We start from the raw sequence: 16,470 nt of genomic DNA, 5'->3' as shown, positions 1-16,470 counted from the left end.
CGGAAATCCGAAAGAGGGGGCGCATGGCGACGTGCCTGAGCCTGGAGCCGCGGATGAAATCCCTTCTTGTCTTTTCCGCCGCGGCCCTTGCCGAGATCGCCGGATGTTTCGCCTTCTGGGCCTGGTGGCGGCTCGATAAAACCATCCTCTGGCTGCTGCCCGGCATGGTCTCGCTCGCGCTTTTCGGCTGGCTGCTGACGCAGGTCGACAGCGCCTTTGCCGGCCGCGCCTATGCGGCCTATGGCGGGGTCTATATCGCCGCCTCCCTCCTGTGGCTCTGGTTTGCCGAAGGGCTTCGCCCCGACCGCTTCGACATGGCGGGCGCAACGCTGGCGCTCGTCGGTGCCGGCATCATCCTGGCGGCCCCGCGTTAGGTCTTGCGGGCGCGCTGAAGTTGTCGTTTGCTTGTCAGAAAGCAACACCTATAGTGATTCATGAGCAAACGAATCTTTTCCCCGAAGCCCCTTTCCTTCGCGACGCCCGAGCCCTATGAGCCGCAATCCTTCGAGGATCCGGTGGCCGCGGTCGATGCCCTGCAGGCCCTCTACGACCGCAACACGACCTTCCTGACCGACGCCTTCGTCTCGCTCGGCAAGAACGGCAGCCCGGACAAGCGCTTCCGCGCCTGCTATCCGCAGGTCTCCATCGAGACGACCAGCTTCGGCCATGTCGATTCCCGCCTGTCCTACGGTTATGTCGCCTCGCCGGGCGTCTACACGACCACCATCACGCGCCCGAAACTCTTCCGGCACTATCTCAAGGAACAACTCGGCCTGCTGATGCGCAACCACGGCGTCCGCGTCATCGTGTCGGAATCGACGACCCCGATCCCGCTGCATTTCGCCTTCGGCGAAGGCGCCTATGTGGAGGCGGAGATCGCCGAGGGCATCGAGCTGCCGCTGCGCGATCTCTTCGATGCGCCGGACCTCACCACCACCGACGACGAGATCGCCAACGGCGCCTATGAGCCTGGTCCCGGCGAGCCCTCGCCGCTCGCGCCCTTCACCGCGCAGCGCATCGATTATTCGCTCGCCCGCCTCAGCCACTACACGGCGACGAGCGCGAACCATTTCCAGAACTTCGTGCTCTTCACGAACTACCAGTTCTATGTCGACGAGTTCTGCGCCTGGGCGCGCCTGCAGATGGCCGAGGGCGGCAACGGCTATACGGCCTTCGTCGAGCCCGGCAACATCGTGACGCCCGCCGGCGCCGACAAGCCGGAGACCGACCTGACGCTCGCCCGCCTGCCGCAGATGCCGGCCTATCACATCAAGAAGAAGGGCCATGGCGGCATCACGCTGGTCAATATCGGCGTCGGCCCTTCCAATGCCAAGACGATCACCGACCATATCGCCGTGCTGCGCCCGCACGCCTGGCTGATGCTCGGCCATTGCGCGGGCCTCAGGAACAGCCAGACGCTCGGCGACTACGTGCTGGCCCACGCCTATGTGCGCGAGGACCACGTGCTCGACGACGACCTGCCCGTCTGGGTGCCGATCCCGGCGCTGGCCGAAGTGCAGGTGGCGCTGGAAAGCGCCGTCGAGGAGGTGACGGGCCTCGAAGGCTACGACCTCAAGCGCATCATGCGCACCGGCACCGTCGCCACCATCGACAACCGCAACTGGGAGCTTCGCGACCAGCGCGGCCCCGTCAAACGCCTCTCCCAGTCCCGCGCCATCGCGCTCGACATGGAATCGGCCACCATCGCCGCCAACGGCTTCCGCTTCCGCGTGCCCTACGGCACGCTGCTGTGCGTTTCCGACAAGCCGCTGCATGGCGAGCTGAAGCTGCCGGGCATGGCGACGGCCTTCTATAGGACGCAGGTGAACCAGCATCTGCGCATCGGGATCCGGGCGCTGGAGAAGCTGGCAGGCATGCCGACGGAGAAGCTGCATTCGCGCAAACTGAGGAGCTTCTTCGAGACGGCGTTTCAGTGATTTCGTTGTGATCTGCCTCATTTTGGTGTATGATTTTCTTACTTCATGCACACGAGGCCGCCATGCGCACGAACATCGATCTCGATGACGATTTGATTGCGAAAGCAAAAGAATTCACCGGCCTTCCCACGAAGAAGGCTATCGTGGATCTGGCGCTTCGTGAATTCGTGCAAAATTGCCAGCGCCGCGAAGCTCTCGAAAACCTTCGCGGCATGGGCTGGGAGGGCGACCTCGACGAGATGCGCACGGATATCGATCCGAAGAATTGCTTCAAGACGCTGCGGAATGATCGCCGTCGATAGTTCTGTTTGGATCGCGCTGATCCACGACCGCGATACGCCCGAGGTCATGCGGCTCAGGGCAATTTCGAACCCGGCACAAATCATCGTTGGCGATATCGTCTTATTGGAAGTTCTGCGCGGCGCTCGTAGCGATAAGCATGCGACTTACCTGCAGAAAGAGTTGGCGGCCTTCGCGCAAGCCGCGATGCTTTCGCCAGAAATTGCAGTCAAAGCCGCCGCGAATTTCCGCCTTCTCCGTTCAAAGGGCATCACCATCCGCAAGACCGCCGACCTCATCATCGGCACCTATTGCATGGAGCACGGCCACAGCCTGCTCCATGCCGACAGGGATTTCGATCCGATGGCCGAGCATCTCGGCCTTCGGATCGCGTAAGGCCAATCAGGCCGTCATCACTTTCCACGCATGCTCCAGCCCCTTCCGCGTGATGTCGATCATCTGGTCGACCTCCGCATGGGTGATGACGAGCGGCGGGGAGAAGAGCATGCGGTCGCCGGTGGCGCGCAGGACGAGGCCGTTTTCCAGGCAATGGTTGCGCACGGTGACGCCGGCCTTTTCCTTGTCCTCGAAGCGCTTGCGGCTCGCCTTGTCCTCGGCGAGCTGGACGGCGGCCATCAGGCCGACCTGCTGGACCTCGCCGACGATCGGCAGGTCTTCCAGCGATTTCAGGCCTGCGGCGAGATAGGGTCCGATATCGTCGTGCACGCGCTCGACGAGCTGTTCCTCCTCGATGATGCGCAGGTTCTCCAGCGCCGCGGCGGCGCAGACGGGGTGGCCGGAATAGGTGAAGCCGTGGTTGAAATCGCCGACCTCTTCCACCAGCACATTGCCGACGCGGTCGGAGACCATCACGCCGCCGATCGGCAGGTAGCCGGACGAAAGGCCCTTGGCGATCGGCGCGAGGTCCGGCTCCACGCCAAAATGCTGGTGGCCGAACCAGTGGCCGGTGCGGCCGAAGCCGCAGATCACCTCGTCGGCGACGAGCAGGATGTTGCGCGCCTTGCAGATGCGGGCGATCTCCGGCCAGTAGCTGGCCGGCGGCACGATGACGCCGCCCGCGCCCTGGATCGGCTCGGCGACGAAGGCGGCGACATTGTCCTCGCCGAGTTCGTCGATCTTCTCTTCGAGCTGGCGGGCCATCTTCAGGCCGAACTCTTCCGGCGAGAGGTCACCGCCCTCGGCATACCAGAAGGGCTGGTCGATGTGGTGGATGCCGGCGATCGGCAGATCCCCCTGCTCGTGCATCCACTTCATGCCGCCGAGCGAGGCGCCGGCGACGGTGGAGCCGTGATAGCCGTTCTTGCGGGCGATGATCGCCTTCTTGGTCGGCTTGCCCATGGCGCCCCAGTAGACGCGGGCCATGCGGAACCAGGTGTCGTTGGCCTCCGAGCCGGAGCCGGTGAAGAAGACGCGGTTGATGTTCGGGCCGGCATGCGACGTGATCTTCTGCGCGAGCAGCACGGCTGGCGGCGTCGTCGTGCCGAAGAAGGTGTTGTAGTAGGGCAGCTCGTTCATCTGGCGCACGACGGCCTCGGCGATCTCCTTGCGGCCATAGCCTATGTTCACGCACCAGAGGCCGGCGAAGCCGTCGAGATAGCGCTTGCCGTGGTTGTCGAAGATGTACGAGCCCTCGCCGCGCTCGATGATGCGCGTGCCGGTCGCGTTCAGCTTCTTCATGTCCGAGAAGGGATGAAGGTGATGGGCGGCATCGAGGGCACCGAGGTTGGATACGGCTGCTGCACTGCTGTTCGACATTTGACTACATCCTTGGGGGTAGATCCCGCCTTATTGAACGGCGGGACAGAATGGGTTACGAAAATGCCCATACAACAGGCATTTGGCAAGAGATCGAGCGAAAGCAAATTTCTTGTCCATGCCTCCCGCCAAACCGAAGCAGGCACCATGACAAACGACACCAAGGCAGCCGGTTCGCCGCCCGCCAATACCCCGCCCCGTATCGAAATCCTCCTCGTCGGCATGAATGGCGACCTGCGCGGCAAGCAGGTTCCGCCGGAAGGCGAGAAGAAGATCTGGGACGGTTCGGTGCGCCTGCCCTCCTCCACCCAGTCGCTCGACATCTGGGGCGACGACAATGACGACATCACGGGCCTGTCCCTTTCCGTCGGCGACCCGGATGGCGTGTGCATTCCCGACCGCCGCTCGCTGACCGCCATGCCCTGGGCGCCGGAAGGCTCCCGCCAGGTGCTCGCCACCATGCACGAATTCGACGGCACCGCCTCCTTCATGGACCCGCGCGCCATCCTTGCGCGCATGCTGAAGCGGTTCGAAGACAGGGGCTTGACACCCGTCGTCGCGACGGAGCTGGAATTCTACGTGGTGGAGGACGATTTTCGCGTGACCGGCAAGCCGCGCCCGCCGGCGGCGCTGATGTATCGCGACCAGCCGAACGGTTTCCAGCTCTACGACATGCGCGCGACCGATGCGCTCGACGACTATCTCCAGACGGTGCGTGCCTGGGCGAAGGCGATGGACCTGCCGGCGGACGCAACCACGGCGGAATTCGGCCCCGGCCAGTTCGAGATCAACCTCCTGCACCGGCCGGACGCGCTCGCCGCGGCGGACGACTGCATCTACCTGAAGCGCATCGCCGAGCAGGCCGCGCGCCGCTTCGGCCTCAAATCCACCTGCATGGCGAAACCCTATGCGGACCAGGCGGGCTCGGGCCTGCATGTGCATTGCAGCGTCATCGACCGGGACGGCAGGAACATCCTCGACGCCAGGGGCGGCGAGCCGACGAAGCTGAAATCGGTCTCAGCCGGCATGCTGCAGACGATGCGCGACGCGCAGCTCGTCTTCGCGCCCTTCGCCAATTCCTACCGCCGCTTCCAGCCCGGCTCCTTCGCACCGGTCGATCTCACCTGGGGCTTTGGCCATCGCGGCACCGCCATCCGCATTCCGGACAAGGACGGCCCGGCGGCGCGCGTCGAGCATCGCGTGGCGGGTGCCGACGTCAATCCCTACCTGCTCTTGACGGCGATCCTCGGCGGCATCCTGCTCGGCCTCGATGAGGATCTCGATCCGGGTCCGGTGACGGAGCCCGGCAAGGACGCGCCGGACGCCAAGCGCCTGACGCACGACTTCCTGACGGCCGTGGAAGAATTTTCGGCCTCGCCCTTCATCAAGGATGCGTTCGGCGCGGAGTACCAGAAGCTTTACGGCGATACGAAGCGCAAGGAGGCGATCACCTACCTGCGCACGGTCTCGGATTTCGACTACCAGACCTATCTGCCGCGGATTTAGGGCACCGCCCGCCCCTCATCCGGCCTGCCGGCCACCTTCTCCCCGCAAGCGGGGAGAAGGGGATATGCCGCGCCGTTTTCCTCAAACAATATCCGCTCGCGGGGCACGTCCCCTCTCCCCGCTTGCGGGGAGAGGGTTAGGGTGAGGGGCAACCCTAGACGCCAACCCTCAAGCCGCCGCCGTCTCCGCCGTCGCCATGGTCTTCGCCTGCACCTTCGGCACCATCACCTTCAATTCGCCCGGATGCAGCCGGATCGAGACGTCGCGGTCCATCGGCAAGAGTTCGCCGTCGATGACGCAGTTGATCGCCCGGTCGACCCTCGGGAAATGCAGGTCGACCTCCGTGCCGGTCATCTCGGTGACGTCGGCATTTTCCCGCAGTTTTCCGCGCAGGATGTCGAAGGCGAGTTTCGCCACGCCCGCCGGCTTCAGCGGCTTCGTCGTGTAGAAGCCGAGATGGCCGCCGGTGAGGTCGTCGGCATAGAGCAGGCCGTTCTCGCCGAAACGGTTGTTCGAGACATTGATGGCGGAGACCTTTCGATGCTCCTCGACGCCGTCGACATTGAACTCCACCTCGAATTCCGGCGGATCGAGGATGACGCCGACGGCAGCGCGGGTGTTGGCGGCGATCTTGCCCAGGCGCGAGCGGTAGGTCATGGCGTTGCGCAGGCGCACCATGCGGGCATGCAGGCCGGCGGAGAACTGGTGCACGAAGGCCCGGTCGTCCGCCGTGCCGATGTCGGCCGCCGCGATGTCGCCGTCCGCCAGCGCGTCGATCGCCTGCCAGATGTCGAGCGGGATGTTCAGCGAGCGCGCGAAAAGGTTCATCGTGCCCGCGGGAATGATGCCGAGCGGCATCTTGCTCTGCCAGGCAAGGCCGGCCGCGGCCGAAACCGTGCCGTCGCCGCCGCCCGCCAGCATCGCATCGAGATCCGTGCGCTCCGAACAGCGGCGCAGCGCCATCTCGATATCGGCCCCCTCCACGATATCGCAGTCGAGGTGGTGCCCCGCCTCGTAGAAGACCTTCTCCGCGTGGCGGGCATAGGCCTCCATGTCGGTGGTGCGGAACGTCCCCCCGTCCCTGTTGAATATCGCCTGTACTCTCATTCGCATACTCCGCGTCTTGGCCGAGAACGCCTGAAGGGTGATGATCGATCCATTAGATTAAGCGAGAAAGCGGCGATTAGCGGGCGAGCGTGAAACATGGCGCAATAATTCGTGAGCATACCGCCCCATGGCCAAATGGGGGACGGGTTAAAAATCGTAGTAGGCAGCGCGGCCGGCTCTGATATAGTGCCGCCCGGTCGCCTGCGTCGGGAGTACGCTTGCCGGCCGGACTGTACCTTCCCCATCGTGGCCTTTCCGGCCGGACCATACCGCATCAGCAGCCAGGAGGAGTGGCCGCCCGTGCCGGGTCTGTCGCCGGTTCGTCGCGCCTGGGCAATCCCTGCGGAGCCATCCCGTGTCCGAACATGCCTTGCCCCATGCCGCCCTCTCCTCCGGGCAGCCGCCGCTTTCGGCGCTCACCGTCACCCTCATCATCCTGGCGCTCGCCGTCGGCAGCTTCGGCATCGGCACCGGCGAATTCGCCATCATGGGCCTCCTGCCGGATGTCGGCACCACCTTCGGCGTGACGACGGCCGAGGCCGGCTATGTCATCAGCGCCTATGCCTTCGGCGTCGTGGTCGGCGCCCCGGTCATCGCCGTCATCGGCGCGCGGTTCCGCAGGCGCGATCTTCTGCTGGTGCTGATGGGCCTGTTTGCCGCCGGCAACCTTGCCAGCGCCATCGCGCCCACCTTCGAGAGCTTCATCCTCTTCCGCTTCCTCTCCGGCCTGCCCCACGGCGCCTATTTCGGCGTCGCCGCGCTCGTCGCCGCCTCCATGGTGCCGGTCAACAGGCGCACGCAGGCGGTCGGCAAGGTCATGCTGGGGCTTACCGTCGCCACGCTGATCGGCACGCCGCTCGCCGCCTTCTTCGGCCAATTGTTCGACTGGCAGTTCATGTTCGTCGCCGTCGGCATCACCGGCCTGCTGACCGTCGCGCTCATCGCCATCTTCCTGCCGCGCGACAAGGCGCCGAAGGGCATCAACGCGCTCACCGAGCTCGGTGCGCTGAAGCGCAAGCAGGTCTGGCTGACGCTCGGCATCGCCGCCAGCGGCTTCTGCGGCATGTTCGCGGTCTTCTCCTACATCTCGCCGATCGTCACCGAGGTCGCGGGGCTGAATGTCGGCATGGTACCGGTCATCATGGCGATCTTCGGCTGCGGCATGATCGTCGGCAACATCTTCGGCGCCAAGCTGGCCGACCTTTCGCTGATGCGCACCATCGGCTGGTCGCTGGTGCTCTATTTCTTCGTGCTGGTCAGCCTGTCGCTGACGGCGGAGAACCCGGTCCTGCTCGGCATCTGCTGCTTCCTCATCGGCTGCAGCTTCGTCGTCGGCCCGGCGCTGCAGACGCGGCTGATGGATGTCGCCGGCGATGCGCAGACGCTTGCCGCCGCGCTCAACCACTCCGCCTTCAACGTCGCCAATGCGCTCGGCGCGCTGTTCGGCGGCATGGCGATCAGCGCCGGCTACGGCTACGGCGCGATGGGCTTCGTGGGGGCGGCGACCGCGGTCGTCGGCTTCGGCGTCTTCCTCGTTTCGCTGACGCTCGAAAAGACCGAGCGCGCGGCAGCGCCGGCCTGCCCGGCCGAGTAACCCGCCACAACCGGAAAACGACTTGCACGGCGCCCGCTTCGGGCGCCGTTCTCGTTTCCGCACCCTGTTACCGGGGTGACAGGGCCGGGCCGGGACTCTGGTAGATATAGGCCATCGCAACCCGCTGAACGCAACGAATGAAACGGCGGGTTGCAATCGGAGAACGGTCGAAAGACACTCCGCAGGCCCCTGAACACCCCTGGAGACATCGCATGTCCGCGCTTATCGACAGCATCACCGGCAGCCGCGCCTTCGGCGTCCTCGCCCGCACGATCTTCACCTCGATGTTCTGGCTCTCCGGCATCGCCAAACTCGCCGATTTCAACGCCGGCGTCGCCGAGATGGCGCATTTCGGGCTGGAGCCGGCACTGCTCTTCAACATCGCCGTCGCCATCACACAGCTCGTCGGCTCGGCGCTGATCATCGCCAACCGCTGGACCTGGCTCGGCGCCGGCATGCTCGCCGTCTTCACCGCCCTCACCATCCCGATCGCGCACAATTTCTGGACCATGCAGGAGCCGCTGCGCACGATCGAATTCTACGTCGTGATGGAGCACATCACCGTCATCGGCGCGCTGATGGTCGTCGCCTGGAAATCCTCAAAAGCGCCTGTCGTCCCTGCGCATTGACGGCAGGCCGGGCGGCGTCTCCCTCTCTCCGGGAGCACCGCCCAGGACGGCCCCGCCTCTCCGGCCGTCCCAACCGCCCCGACGCCGCTCGTCGGGGCGGTTTTCCGCGTCAGAGGGTCGGCAGCTTCAGCGGGCCGCCCGTCTTGATGCTGCGGATCGCGAAATTGGAGCGGATGTCGGTGACGCCGGGCAAGGCGAGCAGGGTTTCGGTCAGCAGCGTCTCGTAGGCCGACAGGTCCTCCACCACCACTTCCGCCAGGAAATCCGCATTGCCGGAAATCAGGAAGCAGGAGACGACTTCGGGAATGGCGAGCAGCGCCTCCTGCTGGGCGGCCGCATTCTCCCGGCTGTGCTGCCCCACCTTGATCTCCACGAAGACGGTGAGGCCGAGGCCGACCTCCTTGCGGTCTATATCGGCGCGATAGCCGCGCAGCACGCCGGATTTCTCCAGGTTGCGGATGCGGCGCAGGCAGGGCGACGGCGACAGGTTCACCCGCTCGGCGATCTCCACATTGGTCGCCCGCGCATCCTCCTGCAGCACCTTGAGGATGGCGATGTCAAATTTATCCAGATTTGGCATATTCGAGAACTTTTCTGGCTGTTCCTGGCATGATCATGCGCATCCTACATTTCAGACGGCACAACACGCAAGGACATGCCCCAGCCTTCGGCGCTAAGTTGCGGCCATGAATTGAGCCACAGCGCGGAAAGGACATCGCCATGGCCATGGTCTCGCTTTCTTCCGAGGGGAAGACCAATCCCCTCGTCGCCGGTTATGCCGGCGCGGTCGTCACGGTCCTGATCTGGGCGACCTGGGTGCTCGCAACGCGCCACACGGCGGCAACGCCGCTCGGCACGATCGATATCGGCCTCATCCGCTACGGCGTGCCGGCCCTCCTCCTCGCGCCGGTCTGGCTGAAGACCGGGCTGATGCCGAAGCATGTGCCGGCAAGACTCGTCGTCGTGATGGTTGCGGGCGCCGGCGCGCTGTTCTTCCAGGTGACGGCGGCGGCGCTGCACACCACGCCCGCCGCGCCCGGCGGCATCCTGCTCGGCGGGTCCATGCCGCTCGCGACGGCCCTCATCGGCATCACGCTGTTCGGCGAGCGGCCGGATCGCATGCGGCTTGCCGGGCTTGCGGCCATCGTCGCCGGCGTCGTCATCCTGCTTGCCGCCAGCCTGCAGAAGAGCGGCATGACCATGACCGGCTTCCTGCTGCTGCCGCTCGGCGCCGTGCTCTGGGCCGGCTTCACCCATGCCTTCCGCCGCTCGGGCCTCTCGGCCCTTGAGGGCGCGGCCCTCATCGCCGTCTGGTCCTTCCTGATCCATCTTGTCCTGGCCGCGCTCTTCGGCACGCATCTTGGCGAGGCCTCCCTGCCCGACCTCGCGCTGCAGGTCACCAGCCAGGGTGTCCTTTCCGGCCTTATCGCCACCTTCGCCTATGGCACCGCCATCCGCACGCTCGGTGGCAGCCAGGCCGCCGCCTTCACCGCCATCACGCCGGTGCTGGCAACGCTCGGCGGCGCGGTGTTCCTCGGCGAGAGCTTCGGCGCGGCGGAAATCACGGCAGCGCTGGTCGTCGGGGCGGGCGTCGCCCTTTCCACCGGCGTCCTCTCGCCGAAACGCTGACCGGCAAACAGGAAGGGCACCCGCGGCGCTCGCCGGGGTGCCCTTCTTCGTGCCATGTGCCCGTTATCAACCGTGAATGATCTCGCGGTGCTTCTGCAGGCGCTTGCCGAAGGCCTGGCTGACGCGGTCGAAGATGATCGCGATGCCGACGATGGCGAGGCCATTGAAGATGCCGAGCGTGAAATACTGGTTGGAGATGGCCTTCAGCACCGGCTGGCCGAGGCCCTGCACGCCGATCATCGAGGCGATGACCACCATGGCGAGCGCCATCATGATCGTCTGGTTGATGCCGGCCATGATGGTGGGCAGCGCCAGCGGCATCTGCACGTTCTTCAGCTTCTGCCAGCTCGACGAGCCGAAGGCGTCCGCCGCTTCCAGGACGTCCTTGTCGACGAGGCGGATGCCGAGATTGGTCAGGCGGATCATCGGCGGGATGGCGTAGATGACCACCGCGATGAGCCCCGGCACCTTGCCGATGCCGAGCAGCATGACGACGGGGATCAGATAGACGAAGCTCGGCATCGTCTGCATCACGTCGAGAATCGGGTTGACGACGCTCTGCACCCGGTCCGAGCGCGACATGAGAATGCCGATCGGAATGCCGATGACGATGGACAGCACGGTACAGACGAAGATCATCGAGACCGTCTTCATCGTGTCGTCCCACATGTCGAAATAGCCGATCACCAGCAGCGTGCCGATGGCGCCGGCGACGATCTTCCAGTTCCGGCTGGCGAACCAGGCGACGAGCGCGATCAGCAGGAGGATGATCGGCCAGGGCGTGCGCGTCATGAAGCGCTCGGACCAGATGAGAAAGTGCTGCAGCGGCTCGAAGATCGATTCGATCCCGTCGCCATAGGCGCGGGTGAAGGTGCGGAAGCCCTCATCGATCGTCTTCTTGAGATCGCGCAGGCTATTTGCGTCCATCGTCGGAAATTTCGTGAACCATTCCATGTCGATCCCCTTCCGGCCTTGACCGATCTGCGCCGGTCTTCAAGCCAACCCTGATAGATGCCGCCCGATGATGCGCCGGCGGCATGTGATGAAACGAAGGTGAGGCGGCGCGCCCGAAGACGCGCCGCCCGGTTGGTTCGATCAGCCGGTCAGAGCGCGGCCTTGATCTTTTCGGCCGCTTCCGGCGAGACCCAATCCTTCCAGAGGGCTTCATTCTCCTCCAGGAAATGCTTGGCGCCGTCGTCGCCGCTCGCCTGGTTGTCGGTCATCCAGGCCATCAGCTTGTTGACCGTGTCGTTCGACCAGGCGCGCTTGTTGAGATAGCCCATGACGTCAGCGCCGGCGCGGTCGGAGAAGGCCTTGGTCACCAGCGTCTGGACCTTGTCCTTCGGCCAGTCGTTCTTCTGCGGGTCTGCGCAGTCGGCAACCGTGTTGCAGCGCTTCCACTCGGCCTCGTCGAAGGGAACGCCGTGGTCGAGCTTCACCATCTCGTACTTGCCGAGAAGGGCCGTCGGCGCCCAGTAGTAGCCGACCCAGCCTTCCTTGCGCTCGTAGGCTTTGGCGATCGAGCCGTCGAGGCCGGCGGCCGAGCCGGTGTCGACCAGCGTGAAATTCGCCGCTTCCCCGCCATAGGCCTTGTAGAGCTGGCCGGTCACGACCGTGCCGCCCCAGCCCTGCGGGCCGTTGTGCACGGCGCCCTTCGACTTGTCCTCCGGATCCGGGAACAGTTCGGGATGCTTCAGCGCGTCGTCGATCGTCTTGATGTCCGGGTTGGCGTCGGCGATGTATTTCGGGATCCACCAGCCCTGCACGGCGGCGTCCGAAAGGGCGACGGCAGCGCCGATCAGCTTGCCTTCCTCGATGCCGCGGTTGACGACGTCCGGCAGCAGGTCGACCCAGCCTTCGGGCGCCAGGTCCGGCTCGCCCTTCTCGATCATCGAGGTGATGGTCGGAACCGTGTCGCCGACGATGACTTCGGCATTGCAGCCATAGCCTTCGGTGAGGATGAACTTGTCGAGCGCGGCGAGAACCTCGGCGCTCTGCCAGTTCATGCTGGCAATGGTCACGTCGCCGCATTCGGCGCGCGCCGCGCCCGTCATGGCCAGGAGGCCGGCGACGAGGCAGGTGGAAGCAAGTAGATGTTTCATGTCCGTTCCCTCATTTCGGCGGTGTCATTGTGCCGACAAGGGCCCGCTGCACCGCCGGCGCCGGGCCCGTGATTCCTCTGCGGATCCATCCTGGACAGGGCCAGTCGGGGGCCTTCTCTTTCCACGATGCCGCATCCTCGACTTTTGCAGCTACGCGGTCGAATGCCGGTACGAATGCGTCTGCCATTGACCCCTATGCGTCATGGAAAGGCCAAATTCGCAAGACCGCCCCGACTTTGTCCAAGCGTGGGGTCGCGACGGCAATGTTATGATGCAATTCAGCTTTTTCAAAGAATGAAAACACCGAAAGGGCCGGCGAACGCCGACCCTCTCTTGCCGCGCGTCAGGTGCGCGCTGTTTCGACCGTGCCGCCCGTCAGGCCATGCGCCGGCCCTGGATGACGTGGACGCGTCCGCCGGTCTTCACCCGGTCGTAGAGGTCGATCACGTCCTGGTTGAGCATGCGCACGCAGCCGCTCGACATGGCCTCGCCGATCGACCACGGCTGGTTGGTGCCGTGGATGCGGAACATGGTGTCGTTGCCGTTCTGGTAGAGGTAGATGGCGCGGGCGCCGAGCGGGTTGTTGAGGCCGCCGGGCACGCCGCCGGCATATTTCAGGTTCTTCTTGGGATCGCGGCGGATCATGTTCGGCGTCGGCGTCCAGCTCGGCCATTCCGCCTTGCGGCCGATATAGGCGCTGCCGGCCAGCGAATAGCCCTGCCGGCCGACGCCGATGCCGTAGCGCATCGCCCGGCCGTTGCCGAGCACGTAGTAGAGCCGGCGGGCCGGCGTGTCGACGACGACGGTGCCGGCGGCATGGCCGGTGTCATAGGCGACTTCCTGGCGGCGCAGCTCGGGTTTGATCTTGTCGATCGGAATCGCCTTCAGCGGGAATTTCTCGTCCAGCCTGTCGCCGTAATTGGCACGGTCGCTGGTGCCGTTCGTCGCGCAGCCGGCAAGCAGTGCGGATGCGCCGAGCAGGAATCCGCGGCGGGAAATCGACATGTCCAAAGCCCCTAATATGTCATCTATGGGGCTGAAAATTATGCGTTTATGGTTAATGCCAGGTTAAGCGCCGGCATTCACGGCCGCGCAAGGCCGGCCCGCAGCAGGATGCCGCCGACCAGGAGGCACAACAGGCTGAAAGCACCGATCGCCCAGACCGTGCCATCCGGCCAGGCCGAAAGGGCCGAGACCGGCATGGCAAGCGCCGGATCCGCCGCCGAATAGATGACCGTCACCCGGGCGGCCGGTGTGTAACCGGCGGGGGCGATGGCGGTGTAGGAGGTGGTGCGGATCCGCTGCCCCTCGGCCGTCGTAAATTCGATAATCGGGTAATAGACCTCGCGGCGGCTGGCGCGGCTTCCCACCCAGGCGGCCTCGAAGCCCGTCATCTCCGCCTCGACGGTGTGGCCGGACGAGGCCAGGTCCCGGTAGATGCCATGCACCGACCAGAGCCCCCAGGCCGCCAGCAGCCCGACGACGACGAGCACGGCGCCAATGATGGCCGCAATGGCGGTTCGCCACCCGCGCCCAGCCCTTCCGAATACCGGCCCGGCCTGCATGTCGCCGATCCCTCCCCCGTTCGGCAAGAACTATACAGGGCCGGCCCGGCAACTTGAAGCTGCCGGAAAGCGACAGGCAGGCGCCTTCGCACCGCTCCCGGCCGCAGGGTTATCGCCTATGGAAGGAAATCGTTGCCACATCCCCTTCTCCCCCACGGGGAGAAGGGGCCGGCAGGCGGATGAAAGGGTTGGCGGAGGCGCAATCGATCCGTCCGAGCCGCCCCCTCATCCGGCCCGGAGCCTCTCCTCGGACTCGCCCCTGGCGAGACCCGTGGGGACCACCTTCTCCCCGCGAGGGAGAAGGGAGGAGCGGCATTATCGTACTCCACATGCGGCTGCCCTGCTCCCGGCCGGATGGATCGGACCTTCGCCAGTGCCTCCGGCGCGCATCCCTGCGGCCGGCCGAAGATCACATATCGGGACAGACCGGCCCCTCAACGTGCTCTTTCAGGCGAGGGTCCGTGCGGTCCGGCCTCTCCCAGACATCACATATTCGGATAGACCGGCCCTTCGCCGCCCTGCGGAGGCACCCAGTTGATGTTCTGGTTGGGGTCCTTGATATCGCAGGTCTTGCAGTGCACGCAGTTCTGCGCGTTGATGACGAACACTTGCCTGCCGTCCTTCTCCACCCACTCGTAGACACCGGCGGGACAGTAGCGCGTCGACGGACCGGCATAGACGTCGAGCTCCGAGGTCTTCTGCAGCTCCGGGTTCTTGAGCTGCAGGTGGATCGGCTGGTCCTCCTCATGGTTGGTGTTCGACAGGAACACCGAGGAGAGACGGTCGAAGGTCAGCACGCCATCGGGCTTCGGATAGTCGATGCGGCTGTGCCTGGCCGCCGGCTCCAGGCTCTGCGCATCCGTCTTGCCGTGCTTCAGCGTGCCGAAGATCGATCCGCCGAACAGCGTGTTCGTCCACATGTCGAGGCCGCCGAGGGCGACACCGACTGCCGTGCCGAACTTCGACCACAGCGGCTTGACGTTCCTGACCTTCTTCAGGTCCGAGCCGATGGCGCTGTCGCGCCAGCCCTGCTCGATCTCGATCGGCTCGTCATTGGCGCGGCCCGCCGCAATCGCATCCGCCAGCTTCTCCGCGGCGAGGATGCCCGAGAGCACCGCATTGTGGCTGCCCTTGATGCGCGGCACGTTGACGAAGCCGGCCGAGCAGCCGATCAGCGCGCCGCCCGGGAACGACAGCTTCGGCACCGACTGGTAGCCACCCTCGGTGATGGCGCGCGCGCCATAGGACAGCCGCTTGCCGCCCTCGAAGGTGCCGCGGATCGCCGGATGCGTCTTGAAGCGCTGGAATTCCTCGAAGGGGAAGAGGTACGGGTTCTTGTAGTTGAGGTGCACGACGAAGCCGACGGCAACGAGGTTGTCTTCCAGGTGATAGAGGAACGAGCCGCCACCGGTCTTCATGCCGAGCGGCCAGCCGAAGGAGTGCTGGACGAGGCCGGGCTTGTGGTTCTCGGGCCTCACCTGCCAGAGTTCCTTGAGGCCGATGCCGAACTTTTGCGGCTCGCGGCCCTCGTCCAGCCTGAACTTCGCGATGAGCTGCTTGGCCAGCGAGCCGCGCACGCCCTCGGAGATCAGCGTGTATTTGCCGAGAAGGGCCATGCCGCGGGTGTAGTTCGGGCCGGGCTCGCCACTCCGCTCGATGCCCATGTCGCCGGTGGCGACGCCGATGACGGCGCCCTCGTCGTTGTAGAGCACTTCGGTCGCGGCAAAGCCGGGATAGATCTCGACGCCGAGTTCTTCCGCCTTGGTCGCGAGCCACCGACAGACGTTTCCGAGCGAGACGATGTAGTTGCCGTGGTTGTTCATCAGCGGCGGCATGGCGAAGTTCGGCAGGCGCACGGAGCCGGCGGGGCCGAGCAAGAGGAAATGGTCGTCGGTCACCTCGGTCTTGAAGGGATGGTCGGCGTCCTCGCGCCAGTCGGGCAGCAGGCGGTCGATGCCGATGGGATCGACGACGGCGCCCGACAGGATATGCGCGCCGACTTCCGCGCCCTTCTCCAGCACGACGACGGTGAGGTCAGGGTTCACCTGCTTCAGCCGGATCGCAGCAGACAGGCCCGCAGGACCCGCGCCGACGATCACAACGTCGAATTCCATGCTTTCGCGTTCGGGGAGTTCCATTTCTTCGCTCATTCGCCTCTCCACCCCGCAACCCCTCAAAAGCCGCGGCAATTCCCTCTGGTTAGCCTGTCATGGCAAATGCCGGAAGCCTTGTCGAGCCGTTCTGCGACAGAGTTTCCCTGCATTTGCGCATGACATCATGACAGGGTCGAAAGTTTATTGACTTTCACGTAAACGTCAATCTATTGCCGCCCGTATCAGCCGGTGC

16 protein-coding genes are annotated in these 16,470 nt (G+C 65.1%); 8 read left to right on the top strand and 8 right to left on the bottom strand.

Annotated elements, in window-relative coordinates; genetic code table 11:
- The first annotated feature begins 53 nt into the window (after positions 1–53).
- The 4 genes from EV665_RS04095 (at position 54) to vapC (ending at position 2,612) form a co-directional block, all read left to right on the top strand.
- A complete protein-coding gene (locus tag EV665_RS04095; RefSeq protein ID WP_064332465.1) occupies positions 54–374 on the top strand; it encodes a YnfA family protein in 321 nt (106 codons plus the stop codon).
- A 60-nt stretch (positions 375–434) separates the two neighbouring features.
- Positions 435–1,937, top strand: coding sequence for an AMP nucleosidase (locus EV665_RS04090; RefSeq protein WP_064329546.1), 1,503 nt, complete (start codon positions 435–437; stop codon positions 1,935–1,937).
- A gap of 62 nt (positions 1,938–1,999) precedes the next feature.
- Positions 2,000–2,239, top strand: a complete 240-nt coding sequence (locus EV665_RS04085; protein WP_133033188.1) for a type II toxin-antitoxin system VapB family antitoxin — start codon at positions 2,000–2,002, stop codon at positions 2,237–2,239.
- Positions 2,223–2,612, top strand: a complete 390-nt coding sequence (gene vapC / locus EV665_RS04080; RefSeq protein WP_133033187.1) for a type II toxin-antitoxin system VapC family toxin — start codon at positions 2,223–2,225, stop codon at positions 2,610–2,612. Before EV665_RS04085 ends, vapC begins: the two co-directional genes overlap by 17 nt.
- 6 nt (positions 2,613–2,618) lie before the next feature.
- Here the strand turns inward: vapC and EV665_RS04075 are convergent, their stop codons facing one another.
- Entirely contained in the window at positions 2,619–3,992 is a 1,374-nt protein-coding gene (locus tag EV665_RS04075; protein WP_133033186.1) for an aspartate aminotransferase family protein, read from the bottom strand.
- Positions 3,993–4,139: 147 nt separating this feature from the next.
- Here EV665_RS04075 and EV665_RS04070 point away from each other — a divergent pair, with 147 nt between their 5' ends.
- Entirely contained in the window at positions 4,140–5,498 is a 1,359-nt protein-coding gene (locus tag EV665_RS04070) for a glutamine synthetase family protein (protein WP_133033185.1), read from the top strand.
- 168 nt (positions 5,499–5,666) lie between these two features.
- Here EV665_RS04070 and EV665_RS04065 read toward each other — a convergent pair whose 3' ends face one another.
- Positions 5,667–6,605: a diacylglycerol/lipid kinase family protein gene (locus EV665_RS04065; protein WP_133033184.1), complete on the bottom strand. Its 939-nt coding sequence runs from the start codon at positions 6,603–6,605 to the stop codon at positions 5,667–5,669.
- Between the two features lie 355 nt (positions 6,606–6,960).
- Between EV665_RS04065 and EV665_RS04060 the strand changes: the two genes are divergently transcribed.
- On the top strand, positions 6,961–8,199 hold the full coding sequence (locus tag EV665_RS04060; RefSeq protein WP_245507642.1) for an MFS transporter: 1,239 nt from the start codon (positions 6,961–6,963) through the stop codon (positions 8,197–8,199).
- Positions 8,200–8,411: 212 nt separating this feature from the next.
- Entirely contained in the window at positions 8,412–8,828 is a 417-nt protein-coding gene (locus EV665_RS04055; RefSeq protein WP_064329539.1) for a DoxX family protein, read from the top strand.
- 109 nt (positions 8,829–8,937) lie between these two features.
- Here the strand turns inward: EV665_RS04055 and EV665_RS04050 are convergent, their stop codons facing one another.
- On the bottom strand, positions 8,938–9,408 hold the full coding sequence (locus tag EV665_RS04050; protein ID WP_064329538.1) for an Lrp/AsnC family transcriptional regulator: 471 nt from the start codon (positions 9,406–9,408) through the stop codon (positions 8,938–8,940).
- Between the two features lie 140 nt (positions 9,409–9,548).
- Here EV665_RS04050 and EV665_RS04045 point away from each other — a divergent pair, with 140 nt between their 5' ends.
- Positions 9,549–10,457 (top strand): DMT family transporter, encoded by a 909-nt coding sequence (locus tag EV665_RS04045; RefSeq protein ID WP_133033183.1) that lies wholly within the window; start codon positions 9,549–9,551, stop codon positions 10,455–10,457.
- Positions 10,458–10,523: 66 nt separating this feature from the next.
- Here the strand turns inward: EV665_RS04045 and EV665_RS04040 are convergent, their stop codons facing one another.
- The 5 genes from EV665_RS04040 to EV665_RS04020 form a co-directional block, all read right to left on the bottom strand.
- Positions 10,524–11,411 (bottom strand): ABC transporter permease, encoded by an 888-nt coding sequence (locus EV665_RS04040; protein ID WP_064329536.1) that lies wholly within the window; start codon positions 11,409–11,411, stop codon positions 10,524–10,526.
- Positions 11,412–11,560: 149 nt separating this feature from the next.
- Complete coding sequence (locus EV665_RS04035) at positions 11,561–12,559, bottom strand: ABC transporter substrate-binding protein (RefSeq protein ID WP_064329535.1); 999 nt, start codon at positions 12,557–12,559, stop codon at positions 11,561–11,563.
- Positions 12,560–12,934: 375 nt separating this feature from the next.
- The gene (locus tag EV665_RS04030) at positions 12,935–13,564 is read right to left on the bottom strand and encodes a L,D-transpeptidase (protein WP_133033182.1); all 630 of its coding nucleotides are present in this window, start codon (positions 13,562–13,564) and stop codon (positions 12,935–12,937) included.
- A 77-nt stretch (positions 13,565–13,641) separates the two neighbouring features.
- Positions 13,642–14,052 carry a DUF3592 domain-containing protein gene (locus EV665_RS04025; protein WP_162852967.1) on the bottom strand — a complete coding sequence of 137 codons (411 nt, stop codon included), beginning with the start codon at positions 14,050–14,052 and terminating at the stop codon, positions 13,642–13,644.
- A gap of 557 nt (positions 14,053–14,609) precedes the next feature.
- Entirely contained in the window at positions 14,610–16,274 is a 1,665-nt protein-coding gene (locus EV665_RS04020) for an electron transfer flavoprotein-ubiquinone oxidoreductase (RefSeq protein WP_133033180.1), read from the bottom strand.
- Positions 16,275–16,470 lie beyond the last annotated feature (196 nt).

The sequence above is a fragment of the Shinella granuli genome (assembly GCF_004341885.1).
GTDB classification, from domain to species: domain Bacteria; phylum Pseudomonadota; class Alphaproteobacteria; order Rhizobiales; family Rhizobiaceae; genus Shinella; species Shinella granuli.
Note: the sequence above shows the minus strand (reverse complement) of the source record. Positions and strands in the feature narration are given on the sequence as shown.

What these genes read in the sequence shown, in the direction of transcription:
- EV665_RS04065 (WP_133033184.1), bottom strand. Translation starts at nt 6,605, where the DNA reads ATGAGAGTACAGGCGATATTCAACAGGGACGGGGGGACGTTCCGCACC.
- EV665_RS04020 (WP_133033180.1), bottom strand. Translation starts at nt 16,274, where the DNA reads ATGAGCGAAGAAATGGAACTCCCCGAACGCGAAAGCATGGAATTCGAC.
- EV665_RS04090 (WP_064329546.1), top strand. Translation starts at nt 435, where the DNA reads ATGAGCAAACGAATCTTTTCCCCGAAGCCCCTTTCCTTCGCGACGCCC.
- EV665_RS04070 (WP_133033185.1), top strand. Translation starts at nt 4,140, where the DNA reads ATGACAAACGACACCAAGGCAGCCGGTTCGCCGCCCGCCAATACCCCG.
- vapC (WP_133033187.1), top strand. Translation starts at nt 2,223, where the DNA reads ATGATCGCCGTCGATAGTTCTGTTTGGATCGCGCTGATCCACGACCGC.
- EV665_RS04095 (WP_064332465.1), top strand. Translation starts at nt 54, where the DNA reads ATGAAATCCCTTCTTGTCTTTTCCGCCGCGGCCCTTGCCGAGATCGCC.
- EV665_RS04040 (WP_064329536.1), bottom strand. Translation starts at nt 11,411, where the DNA reads ATGGAATGGTTCACGAAATTTCCGACGATGGACGCAAATAGCCTGCGC.
- EV665_RS04030 (WP_133033182.1), bottom strand. Translation starts at nt 13,564, where the DNA reads ATGTCGATTTCCCGCCGCGGATTCCTGCTCGGCGCATCCGCACTGCTT.
- EV665_RS04035 (WP_064329535.1), bottom strand. Translation starts at nt 12,559, where the DNA reads ATGAAACATCTACTTGCTTCCACCTGCCTCGTCGCCGGCCTCCTGGCC.
- EV665_RS04045 (WP_133033183.1), top strand. Translation starts at nt 9,549, where the DNA reads ATGGCCATGGTCTCGCTTTCTTCCGAGGGGAAGACCAATCCCCTCGTC.
- EV665_RS04085 (WP_133033188.1), top strand. Translation starts at nt 2,000, where the DNA reads ATGCGCACGAACATCGATCTCGATGACGATTTGATTGCGAAAGCAAAA.
- EV665_RS04075 (WP_133033186.1), bottom strand. Translation starts at nt 3,992, where the DNA reads ATGTCGAACAGCAGTGCAGCAGCCGTATCCAACCTCGGTGCCCTCGAT.
- EV665_RS04050 (WP_064329538.1), bottom strand. Translation starts at nt 9,408, where the DNA reads ATGCCAAATCTGGATAAATTTGACATCGCCATCCTCAAGGTGCTGCAG.
- EV665_RS04055 (WP_064329539.1), top strand. Translation starts at nt 8,412, where the DNA reads ATGTCCGCGCTTATCGACAGCATCACCGGCAGCCGCGCCTTCGGCGTC.